This window comes from Mycolicibacter longobardus (genome assembly GCF_002102265.1).
Lineage (GTDB): Bacteria > Actinomycetota > Actinomycetes > Mycobacteriales > Mycobacteriaceae > Mycobacterium > Mycobacterium longobardum.
Genome location: NZ_LQPG01000022.1, coordinates 109,510 through 122,560 on the forward strand (window position 1 = coordinate 109,510; position 13,051 = coordinate 122,560).

The following is a 13,051-nucleotide window of genomic DNA, read 5'->3' on the forward strand; positions in this document are numbered from 1 at the left end:
TATTACGTCGACTATATGCCTACCCGGATCGCCGTCCGGACGGTGGCGAGTCCGCGTCGAATCTCAATCGTTGCCGAACCGCGATATGAAATCCCGTGGCGGCGAACAGGACACGACCGAGCACCGTGTTTGACTCCCTTGCAGAAGGACTGGACCGCGTCTTGCGGAACGACATTGGGATGGGAATGAGCTATGAAGAGCGTTGAGAAGTTGCGTCACGCGGCAGGTCGGCTCCCGCGCCGGCTGATGGTCGCGGCGGTGGGGGCCGCGCTGCTGGGCGGCCTCGTCGGGGTCGTCGGTGGTTCGGGCAACGCGTCGGCGTTCTCCCGCCCGGGCCTTCCGGTGGAGTACCTGCAGGTGCCCTCGGCATCGATGGGCCACGACATCAAGGTGCAGTTCCAGCCGGGTGGCGCCCACGCGGTGTATCTGCTGGACGGGCTGCGCGCCCAGGACGACTACAACGGCTGGGACATCAACACCCCGGCGTTCGAGGAGTACTACCAGTCCGGACTGTCGGTCGTGATGCCGGTCGGCGGGCAGTCCAGCTTCTACTCCGACTGGTATCAGCCGGCATGCGGCAAGACCGGCTGCCAGACCTACAAGTGGGAGACCTTCCTGACCCGGGAGCTGCCCGCCTGGCTGCAGGCCAACAAGAGCGTCTCACCCAACGGCAATGCGGCAGTGGGGCTGTCGATGGCGGGCGGTTCGGCGCTGATCCTGGCGGCGTACTACCCGCAGCAATTCCCCTATGCGGCAGCTCTTTCAGGATTCCTGAACCCGTCGGAGGGCTGGTGGCCGACGTTGATCGGGATGGCCATGAGCGACGCCGGCGGCTACAACGCCAGCAACATGTGGGGCCCGTCGTCGGACCCGGCCTGGAAGCGTAACGACGCGATGCTGCAGATCCCGCGGTTGGTGGCCAACCGCACCCGGATCTGGGTCTACTGCGGCAACGGGACCCCGAACGACCTGGGCGGCAACGACCTGCCCGCCAAGTTCCTGGAGAGCCTGACGCTGCGCACCAACCAGAGCTTCCAGCAGAACTACGCGGCCGCCGGCGGCAACAACGGGGTGTTCAACTTCCCGGCCGACGGCACGCACGCCTGGCCGTACTGGAACCAGCAGCTGGTCGCGATGAAGCCCGACATCCAGCGCACCCTGGGTGTGGGCGTCGACCCGACCTGATCGACCCCCCAACACGTCGGCAGCAGTGCAATCCAGCACTGCTGCCGACGTGTTTGTAGGGATAGGCGCTATGCGCTGGACCGAGCAGAGGAGTCGGTCAGCGCCACAGGCCGCGGCTGTCGACATAGCGGTGGCTGTACCAGGTCGCCATCAGGCAGATGCCCGTCGCGACCGCCAGCATCCAGGTACCACCGGCGAACAGGCTGATGATGCCGCCGACGAAGGCCCCCGACATGTACCCGAAGAGCAGCATGAAATTCGCGAACCAGTCGTGAATGCTTCCGCCGCTGATGTGACGCTCGATGCCCTGCCCCATCTTCACCACGGTGCCGGTCACGTAGCTCAACGGAATCGACACTTCGCCGTCGCGGACGAACGTGGTGTTCAGCGCACCCACCCCGAACGCGACGAGCAGGATCGGCAGCAGCGGCACCGGCAGCGCCGGCCCGCCCTCGATCCAGTCGACGATGGTCGCGATCAACAGTGAGACCCCGGTCAGCCGTATCGCGCCGTGCGGCCGGCTTCGCCACACATACCGATGGCACAGCGATGCGACCACCACGCCGGTGATGAAGGACACCAGCAGGGCGAATGCCGAAATCGACATCCACAGACTGTCGGTGAACAACCCCAGCGGCGCACGTCCGGCGTTGCCGGTCATGAAGGTGACGAAGTAGCCCTCGGAGTGGGTGAACGCTGTGGCGGCCAGCACCCCGGCAAGCCCGGCAAGCACCCAGGACAGTCGGATTTCGCTGCCGTAGCGACGTTTGTCTAGCACGAGCGCCTAACGTTGCGTCAGCCGACGGGGCCGGGTACGAGAGTCACGGTGGCGCTGTGGTCCCCGCCCATCGGGTTGCGCCAGGTCAGCGTGATGGTGTCACCCGGGTGGCGTTGGTCAAGGACATCGGTCAGATCGGTGGCCGAGTTCACCGGCCGATCGTTGATCGAGGTGATGATGTCGTCCCTCGCGATACCGGTCGCGGCGGCCGGGGTGCCTTCCAGCACCTGGGCGACCCGCGCCCCGCCGTTGCTGTCCACCACACCGACACCCAGGAACGCCGTCTCACCGATGTGCACGGTGCTCGAGGAGACACCGGAGCGGATCTGGTTGGCGATGGCCATCGCCTGGTCGATCGGGATTGCGTAACCTTCGCCGCCGGGCTGGGCGAACTTGTAGTTGTCCGACGCGGCGGTGTTCATCCCGATCACCTGGCCGGCGGCGTTCACCATCGGACCACCCGAATCACCGGGCCGGATCGCGGCGTCGGCCTTGATCATGTTCGTCAACGTCTCGGTGGTGCCGGTCAGCTCGTCGGCAGCCGAGACGGTCTGGTTCAGACCGATGACGCGTCCCGGAACCGCGCTCGGCGTGCCGCCGTGGCCACCGGCGTTGCCCATCGCGACCACCGGGTCGCCGATGGCGACCCGCGACGAGTTGCCGATGTTGGCGGCCGGCAGGCCCTCGGCGCCACGCAACTGCAGCACCGCGACGTCGTGGCTGCGGTCGAAACCGAGCACGTCGACGTCGTAGCTCCGGCCGTTGGCCACCGATTCCACCGTGAGGTCGGTGGCCCCGGCGATGACGTGGTTGTTGGTCAGCACCACGCCGCTCGGATCCAGGACGATGCCGGTTCCGGACCCGACCGCGCCCTGGTAGCCCATCCGGGCGTCGATGTTGACCACCGCGGGACCGACCTGGGCAACCATCGCCGACGGGTCCAGTGGCGGGGCGGGCAGCGTCGGCGACGCCTGGGCCGGCGCCGATACCAGCCCCAGGCCGGCGGTGACCACCGTGGCCATTGCCACGCTGAGCGGCCGCCAACGGCCGGGGCGATGCGATCCGCTCATCCGTCTACCTCCTGCGGTCGGTCACGATTCAGGGCACTTGAGTCCAGCACATCTCGGCATGTTTCCTCATTTCCGAGACGGTGGCTACGCGAAACAAAGCATGGCAAGCCTACCGGAGCCGTCAGTACGGCTGACAAACGCTAGCCGCCGGCTGGGCAAATATCGTCATGTCGGGGCCTTGTGCTCAGCGCCCGTTAACGGAAGGCTGAACTGTCAGGAGGCTGCCATGGCAGACAAGAACGGGACCTCACGCGGCGCGGGCGCCGCCCCCACCGCGGCCACTCCGGCCGCAATCCGCAATGTCGTGCTGATCGGTCCACCCGGCTCCGGAAAAACCACGCTGGTCGAGGCGATTCTGGTGGCGTCGGGAGTGCTGCCTCGAGCCGGGTGCATCACCGACGGCAGCACGGTCTGCGACTACGACGACGCGGAGATCCGCCAGCAGCGTTCGGTCGGGGTCGCGTGCGCCTCGCTGGCCCACGACGGCGTCAAGGTCAACCTGATCGACACCCCGGGCTACGCCGACTTCATCGGAGAACTGCGCGCCGGGCTGCGGGCCGCCGACTGTGCGCTGTTCGTGATCGCGGCCAATGAGGACGTTGACGACGCGACCACCACGCTGTGGCAGGAATGCAGCCGGGTCGCCATGCCGCGCGCAGTGGTCGTCACCAAGCTGGACCACGCCCGCGCCGACTTCTCCGCCAGTCTGGCCGCGGCCCGGGCGGCATTCGGCGAGAAGGTGCTGCCGCTGTATCTGCCGGACGGGAACACCGGCCTGATCGGGCTGCTGGCGGATCAGCCGTACGACACGACCACCGCCGAGCAGCAGCGCGGCGCGCTGATCGAGGCGATCATCGAGGAATCAGAGGACGAGTCGCTGCTGGACCGCTACCTGGGCGGGGAGCAGATCGACCGGGCGGTGCTCACCGCCGACCTGGAGCGGGCGGTGGCCCGCGGTTCGTTCTTCCCGGTCGTCCCGGTGTGCAGCAGCACCGGCGTCGGCATCCCCGAACTGCTCGAGGTCATCACCGCCGGATTCCCCTCCCCGCCGGAACACCTGCTGCCGGAGGTGTTCAGCCCGGACGGGGTGGCCCGCACCGGGCTGGGTTGCGACCCCGACGGGCCGCTGCTGGCCGAAGTGGTCCGGACGACGTCGGACCCTTACCTCGGCCGGGTCAGCCTGGTGCGGGTGTTCTCCGGAACCATCAAGTCCGACAGCGGGATTCATGTCAGTGGGCATTACACCGGTTTCTTCGGTGAGGCCAGCGGCCACAGCGACCACGACGAAGACGACCGGGTCGGGGCGCTGGCGTTTCCACTGGGGAGACATCAGCGTCCGGCCACCGCCGTGATGGCCGGCGACATCTGCACCATCGGCCGGCTCAGCCACGCCGAGACCGGGGACACCCTCTCGGACACCAGTGAACCCCTGGTGTGCAAACCCTGGGCGATGCCGGATCCGCTATTGCCCGTCGCGGTCATCCCGCACGCCAAGACCGACGAGGACAAGCTGGCGGTCGGGTTGGCGCGGCTGGCCGCCGAGGACCCGAGCCTGCGCATCGAGCGCAACCCGGAGACGCATCAGACCGTGCTGTGGTGCATGGGCGAGGCGCATTCGGGCATCGTGCTCGACGCGTTGGCCAATCGCTACGCGGTGTCGGTGGACACCGTGCCGCTGCGGGTGGCGCTGCGGGAGACGTTCTCCGCCACCGCCAAGGGCCACGGCCGCCATGTCAAGCAGTCCGGCGGGCACGGCCAGTACGGCGTCTGCCACATCATCGTGGAGCCGATGCCGCAGGGCGCCGGGTTCGAGTTCGTGGACCGCGTGGTCGGCGGAGCCGTACCCCGCCAGTTCATCCCCAGCGTCGAGAAGGGTGTCCGTGCGCAGATGGAACGAGGACTGACCGGTGACGGCACCGGCGGATATCCGGTGGTCGACATCCGGGTCACCCTGGTCGACGGTAAGGCGCACAGTGTCGACTCATCCGACTTCGCCTTCCAGATGGCGGGCGCGGCCGCCCTGCGCGACGCCGCGGCGGGCGGACGGGTGCGGCTGCTCGAGCCGATCGACGACGTCGCCGTCCTGATACCCGACGAACTGGTCGGGGCGGTCATGGGCGATCTGTCGGCCCGCCGGGCCCGGGTGGTGGGCACCGATAAGGTCGGTGCGGACCGCACCTGCGTGAAAGCCGAAGTGCCGCAGACCGAGCTGATCCGTTACGCGGTTGACCTGCGGTCGTTGACACACGGAGCCGGCTCGTTCACCCGCGGGTTCGCCCGATACGAGCCGCTGCCGGAGTCCGCGGCCGCGCACGCCCTCAGCACCGCGTGAGGGCTGGAAAGAGAGGACATCGATGTCGACGATCGCCGGCCTGCCCGCGCACGTCCTGCTGCTGCACATAGTGGTGTCGCTGGTGCCGATCACCGCGATCCTGCTGGTCGTGTGCGCGGTCTGGCCGGCGGCACGCCGACGGCTGGTCTGGCTGGTGGCGACGCTGTCGGCCATCACGGTGCTCGCGACGCCACCGACGGTCGCCGCCGGCGAATGGCTGGCCGACACCGGCAAGTTCGCCGGGTCACCAGAGCTAGACGCCCACATGGCCGCCGGTGAGTACGGCCTCTACATGGCGCTGGGCCTGGCCGCCGGCGCAGCGTTGCTGGCCGGTCTGCACGTGGCGCTGTCCCGCGGCAGCAACATGGGGTCACTGCTGCGGCTGGGGATCACCACCGTGGTGATCGCCCTGGCCGGCGGGTCCATGTTCGCGATCCACACCATCGGCTCAACCGGGACCAAGGCGGCCTGGGGCAGCCTGCTCACGCCGTCGGACAGCGACTAAACCTGCGCTGTTGGCGTTGCTCTTGGCACAATGGACGCCATGCACAACGTAAGGCGGGGAATTTTGGCCATGGCCGGGTCGGTGGCCCTGGCTATCGGGTCTTTGGGGGCGTCCACCGGAATCAGCGAAGCGGCGCAGACATCGTCGGCCCCCGGGTTGGCCGTCGCGGCGATCGAGCCGGCGGCCGGTTCGGTGGTCGGGGTGGCCTACCCCGTGATCGTGACGTTCACCGGGCCGGTCGGTGACCGGGCGGCCGCCGAACGCGGCATCCACATCAACTCCACGGGCAACACCGCCGGACACTTCGAGTGGGTGGGCAGCGATGTGGTGCAGTGGGTTCCGGACGGCTACTGGTCACCGCACAGCAAGATCAGTGTCGATGCGCACGGGATGTCAACGGGTTTCGAGACCGGCGACGCGGTACTGGGTCTGGCCGACATCTCCGACCACACCTTCACGGTCAGCGTCAACGGCGAGATCCTGCGGGTGATGGCGGCGTCCATGGGTAAACCCAAGCGCCCCACCCCAGTCGGTTCGTTCACCGCACTGTCGAAAGAGCGCACCATCAAGTTCGATTCGCGCACCATCGGCATCCCGCTCAACGACCCGGAGGGCTACCTGCTGAACGGGGAGTACGCGGTGCGGGTCACCTGGAGCGGTGTCTACGTGCACTCGGCTCCCTGGTCGGTGGGCTCGCAGGGCTACTCCAACGTCAGCCACGGCTGCATCAACCTGAGCCCCGACGACGCCGCGTGGTACTTCAACACGGTGCACCTGGGCGACCCGATCGTGGTCCAGGCCTAAAAGCGATCGCAAGCGACAGAGCCGCGGCCAGCGGGATGCGCTAGCCGCGGCTCGACCGACTCAGCAAGCGCCGAGCACTGCCGTCGGCATGTGCGCGACGTAACGCTCGGCACGCTGCTGACGGTGCACCTCGCGGCGCGCACCGAGGCGGTCACGCAGCCGGCTCGCCACACGGTTGCGCGCCTGGCGCTGCGTCGGGCCGTGGAGCGCGATAACGCTGGTGGTTACGAAAAAAGCCATGATTCTCTCCTGCCGGGAAACTCACCGGCCGACACAACCCGAGCGGGTTGGCGGAACTCGCGGTTCAGGCCTTAGAAAAAACCTAAGCGGAGGCGCCGGGGCCGGTGAGGGATGAAACGCTCATCGAGCACGGATACGGATGCGGACCGTCACTGGGACTCACTTCGCCCTCACCTCCTTCCGGCCGAGACACACGGGGATGTCGTCGCAATTTCCACTATGGTCCCACTGAAGTGCAGGACCGTCAAACGCAAACGGGCCGGCGCGTCTCCGGCCGCCGCCCTCACGGCGACCGGATCCGTTCCGAAACCTCTTCGCGCAACGAATAATTCGGTGCCCTGACTAAAGCAGCCCGAGCAGTTGCAAGTCGGTGATGTACTTGACGATCACCGCCGGCGTGACATGCGGGATGTCCGGATTGTCCGGATCCGGTCCGATTCCCGCGACCTGCACCGCAGCCCGGAACCTCTCGGTCGGAGCGATCGACCCGCAGATCGGCGGCTGCGGCTTCTGGTAGTTGTGCAGCAGCGGCAGCAACGACGCCTGCCGCTGGCGTTCCGGCAGCGCCCGCAGGGTGGTCTCGAACCGCTGCAACCAGTCGCCGTAGTCCGCGATCCGCCGGATCGGGTAGCCGGCCTCGATCAGCCAGTCGACGAACTCGTCCATCCCCAGGCCGTCGTCGTAGGGGTTCATCACGTGATAGGTGGTGTACCCGCCGGTCGCGAAGGACCCCAGCGTGGTGGACGCCTCGGCGATGAACTCCACCGGCAGTCCGTCGTAGTGCGCACGTTGCCGCTGACCGTCGGCGCTGAGTTCGTAGAACGAACCGGGCGCCACGCCGGTCGCAACCAAGCTGAACATCATCCGGGTGAACATGTCTGGCAGGTTCAGCTGTCCGGCGTAGCTGGTGTCGGCCAGGATCATGTCGCAGCGGAACACCGCGACCGGCAGGCCGCACAGGTCGTTGGCCTCACGCAACAGCACCTCACCGGCCCACTTGCTGGTGCCGTAGCCGTTGGCGTAGCCGTCGTTGATCGCACGCACCGGGCTCATCACCCGCACGTCGGCGTCCTCGGTGAACTTGCCCAGCGGAATCTGGTCGCCCACACCAATTGTGGAGAAGTAGGTGAACGGCTTGATCTTGCTGGTGAGCGCGACCCGGATCAACTCGGCGGTACCGAGCGCGTTCGGGCCGAACAGCTCGCTGTAGGGCAACACATGGTTGACCAGCGCCGCCGGGTCGACGATCACGTCGACGGTGTCCGCCAGACGCTGCCAAACCTCTTGGTCCAGACCAAGATTCGCCTCGCCCTTGTCGCCTGCGATGACCTCGAGGTGCTTGGCGGCCAGTTCGCGGTAGTGGGCCAGCAGCTGCTCGTCTCCACTGTCGAAGACATTGTCCAGCCGTCGGCGGGCATCCTCGTCGGACTTCGCCCGCACCAGGCAGATCAGTTTTCCGTCCACCGGGGCCAGCCGTTGCAGCCATTCCAGCGCCAGGTAGCGCCCCAGGAAGCCGGTTGCACCGGTCAGCAGCACGGTGCGGACCTGCTCGGACGGGGCGGGCAGCGACGGAGCCGCAGCCAGGGTCGCCTCGTCGAGGAACTTGTCCAGCGTCAGGTCTGCCGCAGCCACCTCGACCGCGTCACGGCCGTGCACCGAGGCGAACGTCGGTCGTTTGGACCCGTTGCGCTCGGCGGTGATGTAGTCGGCGATCGCCACCAAATCGTTTGCCGGGCTGACGATCACACCCACCGGCACGTCGACGTCGAAGATGTCCCGCAGCAGGTTGCCGAACGTCAACGCCGACAAGGAGTCCCCACCCAGGTCGGTGAAGTGGGCCTCTGGTGCCAGGTCGCCGGCCGAGGCCCCCAACAGCGCCGCGGCGGCGCGACTGACGGTCTCCAACGCCGGGCGCTGCGCTCCGTGTTGACGCAGTTCGCTCAACTCGCTGGCTTGGCCCTCGGCCAGCTGCGCGTAGCGGCGCTCAAGACGATCACCGTAGTGCGCCTTCAGCTTTGGCCAGGCCAGCTTGCGGATCCCGGTGAGCAGACCGTTCTCCAGCGTGAACGGCTCGGTCTCGACGATGAAGTCACGCGGCACCTCGTAGGACTGCAGGCCGGCGTCTTTGGCCACCTGCTGCAGCGACTCGGCGATCGCCGCCTTGAGGTCGGCGGTGGCGTCGAAGCGCTGCTGCGCTTCCAAGGTGGGCACCACCACCGCCAGCAGGTAGGGCTGTGCGCTGTTGCCGTAGACGTAGATCTGGCGCAGCAGCGGGCTGTTGCCGAACACCGCCTCCAGCTTGGCCAGGGTGACGAACTCGCCCTGGGCCAGCTTGAGCACGTTGTTGCGCCGGTCGACGTAGACCAGCCGGTCCGGCGCGATCTCGGCCACCACATCGCCGGTCCGGTAGTAGCCGTCGGCGTCGAAGACCTCGGCGGTCACCTCGGGGCGCTTGTAGTAGCCGGGGAACAGGTTCTCGGTCTTGAGCAGCAGCTCACCGCGCGGGTGAGGAGTGTCGGTGCCGAAGTAGCCCAGATCCGGCACGTCCACCAGCTTGTAGTCGAGCACCGGCGGTCGCTGCACCTCGCCGTCGAAGAGCACCATGCCCGCTTCGGTGGATCCGTAGCCGTTGAGCACATGCTGTTCGGTGAGTTCGTCGACCCAGGACCGCAGCTCGTCGGAGATCGGCGCGGAGCCGGTCATGGCGAAGATGCACCGACCGCCGAGCAGGTCGTTGCGCATCTGCGCCAAGACCTGGGCTTCGGCGTCGGCCGAGTCTCCCCCGACCCCATCGACCTCACTCCGGAAGTGCTGGTAGAGCATCTCCCAGATCCGGGGCACGAAGTTCAGCTCGGTCGGGCGCACCAGGGCGAGGTCTTCGAGGAAGGTGGACAGGTCGCTGCGCGCGCTGAAGTAGGCGGTGCCGCCGTTGCCGAGGGTGCCGTACAGGATGCCGCGGCCCATGATGTGGCTCATCGGCATGAAGTTCAGCGTGATCGAGACGGCGGTCGGGCCGAACCAGTTCTTCGTCGACCGCACCCACATCCGGGCCACGTTGCGCTCCGGGTACATCGCACCCTTGGGGGCGCCGGTGCTGCCGGAGGTGTACACCAGCAGCGCCAGGGGGTCGGCGTTCTCGCCGGTGTCGGCAGGTAGGTCCGGGAAGGAGATCGCCCGCCCGCGGGTGAGCAGGTCGGCCAGCGACTCGACGACCACTTCGGCACCGGCCAGCCGTGCGCGGGCCTCGGCAAGCGCATCACGGTGGTCGTCGACCTGCTCGTGGTAGTCGAAGACCACCAGGCGGGTGGGGGCCGGGCCGGTCAGCACCAGTTCGACGGCGTCGGGCAGCGCGTCGATGCCGGCCGCGATCACCCGGGGCTCGGTTTCGGCCACGATCGGCGTCAGGGTGCCGACCGCCGCCGAGGTCTGCAGCGGCACCGAGACCGCACCGATCTGGCCCAGCGCCACGTCGATCACCGTGTAGTCGACGCTGGTGAAGCCGAGCACCGCGACCCGGTCCCCGGGCCGCACGGCGCCGGCCACCAAGGCGGCGGCCGCGGCGCGGACCCGGTCGGCCAACTCGCCATAGGTGATGGTGTCGTAGCGCGGCAGCAGCGACGCAACGGTACGGCCGGTGGCCGGATCGGTGACGAACTCGACGGCACGCTGACCCAGAGCCGGCCGGTCGGCGTAGCCGTCGAAGACGGTCCGCACGATCTGCGCCAGCCGCGTCTGGCCTTCGACCGCGGCGGCGACGGCCGGGTCGGGCCGGGCGGCGGCGAACTGCGGGTCGGTGGCGACCAGCTCGGTGATACGGCGGGCGAGTTGCTCCTCTGCCTCGATGGGGGAAACAGTCGACATGCTCAGAACCTCTAACGGATATCGGGAAGTAGTTTTTCAGGGGCTTTCAAGGACACGGCCTGCGCCGATAGAAAACTACGTTAGCAAAACTAATTTAATTTGGGGAGCCCTGGGCGGGTGTGATGTTGCACTCACGGCTGGCCGCCCGCGGGTCAGCTGAGGGATTCCTCCAGCCACGGGAGCAACCACTTGACCCCTTCGGGCGTGAGGTGGATGCCGTCGCTGCGCACCTTGATGCCGTCGACTTTGGCGGTGTAGACGCCTGCCGGTCCCAGCTTCTTGTTCAGGTCCATCACCGTCACGGCCTCACGCCCGGCGACCTCCCGGCGCAGCAGGGCATTCCAGCGGTCGACGCGGTCCGGATCGTCTTCGGGCCACAGGCTGCCGTCGGGCCGCTCGCCGTAACGGCTGTAGGGCACGGTGGTCACCACCACCCGGCTGCCCGCCGACTCCAGCACGTCGAGGGCGCGGCGCAACTCCGCGGTCAGGTAGGCATCGAAGGTCGGGTCGCCGATATGGCTCCACTGGCCCTCGTTGACCCGGTCCACGGTCTCCCAGCGGCCGACGAACAACAGCACGACGTCGGATTGGTCGGCCTTGACCTGCCGCGTCCAGCGGGCCGGCCAACCGTCGCACTCCGGGCCCTGGTCGATGGTCTTGCCGGCCCAGCGGTAGGGCCCGGCACGCACGATGCTGCAGCCGACGACGGTGTGGTCGATGAAGTCATATCCGGGGGTTTCCGGCAGGTAGTGCATCACGGTCCACCCGATGGAGTCACCGAACACCGATACGGTGCGCGGCCGGTTGGGATCATGCCGAACGGGCTGCGGACGCTGCCGGGCCGGGGGCTTCGGGGGTGAGGGGGACACCGCCGCAGCCGCGGCCACATCCGGGGTCACGCCGTTCTCCGCGGTGGGCCGCTCGACGACCGGCACGACCAGCACCGTGACCGCCACCGCGGTGCCGCTGACGGCCGCCCCAAGCGGCAGCAGCGCCACCCGCACCGGCCGCCAGCGGCGGATCGGCTCTTCGATGACCCACCACGACACCGTCGCCAGCACCAGGGTGGCGGCGCACCGCGCCCCGAACAGCGCCCACCCCGACCACCCGGTGCGCTGGCCGTTGAGGACCAGAAAGACCGGCCAGTGCCACAGGTACACGCCGTAGGAGATGGTGCCCAGCCACACCAGCGGGGGCCAGGCCAGCGCCCGTGCCACCGGCCCGCTCTGGTGCAGCGCGACCGGCGCGATGACCGCGATCGCGGCGACGGCGACGATCGTGAGCAGGCCACCACGGAACTCCGCGGCCGTGCCGGTGGCACGGTGGGCCGCCAGCCCCAGCACGGTCAGCCCGGCCACCGGCAGCAGTCGGGCGATCCAGCGGCCCCGGCTGGTCCGCACCACCGACCAGCCGGCCGTCAGCGCCGGCCAGTCCCCCACCAGCAGCGCCGCGGCCGCGGCGCCGATCAGCAGCGCCTGTGCACGGGTGTCGGTGCCGAAATAGACGCGGTCGCGGGTGGCGTCCGAGGCCAGTACCTCGGCGGCCGTCGCCGACGCCGCCGCACCCGCACTGGCCAGCAGGAAGACGGTCAGTCGCACCCCGCCGACGGTGGCCCACCCGCCGCGGCGCCGGGCGCGGGCGGCCAGCGCCACGGCGATCGCGATCAGCAGCAGCGGCCATAAGAAGTAGTACTGCTCCTCGACCCCCAGCGACCAGGTGTGCTGCAGTGGGGATGGGGTGCCGGCTTCGGTGAAGTAGTCGGTGTGCTGGGCGACGAACCGCCAGTTGGCCATCCAGAAGAACGCAGCGATCGCGTCCTCACGCAGGCCCACCACCGCCTGCGACGGCAGGAGTTCGTGGGCGATCGCGACGGTCAGCACCATCAACACCAGGGCGGGCAGCAGCCGGCGGCCGCGGCGGATCCAGAATCCGCCGAGGTCGATCCGGCCGGTCCGGCCCAGCTCGTCGATCAGCAGCGACGTGATCAGGAACCCGCTCAGCACGAAGAACAGGTCCACGCCGATGAACCCGCCCGACAGGCCGGGGATGCCGCCATGGTCGGCCAGCACCAACGCGACGGCGACCGCGCGCAGGCCGTCCAGGGCGTGAATGCCCGGCCGTCGCCGCTCCCGCCGGATCCGGTCCGCGCCGCGCGCGGTAGTCAACCGGGCGGCACGCGGGGCCGGCGCAACCCAACGGGATTTGCCCGAGGTGCGCATCGAAGTGGCCCGGCGAGTCCGGTTCCCGGCCGGTCGACTCATGTCATCCTGGTCGCC

General features: G+C 68.5%; 9 protein-coding genes. 4 read left to right on the forward strand and 5 right to left on the reverse strand.

Annotated features, from left to right (window positions below; all coding sequences use genetic code 11):
• The first annotated feature begins 192 nt into the window (after positions 1-192).
• Positions 193-1,185, forward strand: a complete 993-nt coding sequence (locus tag AWC16_RS12770; protein WP_085265122.1) for an esterase family protein — start codon at positions 193-195, stop codon at positions 1,183-1,185.
• A gap of 97 nt (positions 1,186-1,282) precedes the next feature.
• Here the strand turns inward: AWC16_RS12770 and AWC16_RS12775 are convergent, their stop codons facing one another.
• Both AWC16_RS12775 and AWC16_RS12780 read right to left on the reverse strand, forming a co-directional pair.
• On the reverse strand, positions 1,283-1,963 hold the full coding sequence (locus AWC16_RS12775) for a YoaK family protein (RefSeq protein WP_085265123.1): 681 nt from the start codon (positions 1,961-1,963) through the stop codon (positions 1,283-1,285).
• A gap of 17 nt (positions 1,964-1,980) precedes the next feature.
• The gene (locus tag AWC16_RS12780; protein ID WP_085265124.1) at positions 1,981-3,033 is read right to left on the reverse strand and encodes a S1C family serine protease; all 1,053 of its coding nucleotides are present in this window, start codon (positions 3,031-3,033) and stop codon (positions 1,981-1,983) included.
• A gap of 226 nt (positions 3,034-3,259) precedes the next feature.
• Between AWC16_RS12780 and AWC16_RS12785 the strand changes: the two genes are divergently transcribed.
• From AWC16_RS12785 to AWC16_RS12795, 3 genes are read left to right on the forward strand one after another with little or no spacing between them, the layout of a single operon-like run.
• Positions 3,260-5,365, forward strand: coding sequence for an elongation factor G-like protein EF-G2 (locus tag AWC16_RS12785; RefSeq protein WP_085265125.1), 2,106 nt, complete (start codon positions 3,260-3,262; stop codon positions 5,363-5,365).
• 22 nt (positions 5,366-5,387) lie between these two features.
• A complete protein-coding gene (locus tag AWC16_RS12790; protein ID WP_085265126.1) occupies positions 5,388-5,870 on the forward strand; it encodes a hypothetical protein in 483 nt (160 codons plus the stop codon).
• 39 nt (positions 5,871-5,909) lie between these two features.
• The gene (locus AWC16_RS12795) at positions 5,910-6,674 is read left to right on the forward strand and encodes a L,D-transpeptidase (protein WP_085265202.1); all 765 of its coding nucleotides are present in this window, start codon (positions 5,910-5,912) and stop codon (positions 6,672-6,674) included.
• 60 nt (positions 6,675-6,734) lie between these two features.
• On the opposite strand, the gene AWC16_RS12800 is transcribed toward AWC16_RS12795, so the two are convergent.
• From AWC16_RS12800 to AWC16_RS12810, 3 genes are all read right to left on the reverse strand, one after another.
• Positions 6,735-6,914 (reverse strand): hypothetical protein, encoded by a 180-nt coding sequence (locus AWC16_RS12800; protein ID WP_085265127.1) that lies wholly within the window; start codon positions 6,912-6,914, stop codon positions 6,735-6,737.
• Positions 6,915-7,256: 342 nt separating this feature from the next.
• Complete coding sequence (car, locus tag AWC16_RS12805) at positions 7,257-10,775, reverse strand: carboxylic acid reductase (protein WP_085265128.1); 3,519 nt, start codon at positions 10,773-10,775, stop codon at positions 7,257-7,259.
• A 152-nt stretch (positions 10,776-10,927) separates the two neighbouring features.
• Entirely contained in the window at positions 10,928-12,994 is a 2,067-nt protein-coding gene (locus AWC16_RS12810) for an SGNH/GDSL hydrolase family protein (protein WP_109561391.1), read from the reverse strand.
• Between the last annotated feature and the right edge of the window lie 57 nt (positions 12,995-13,051).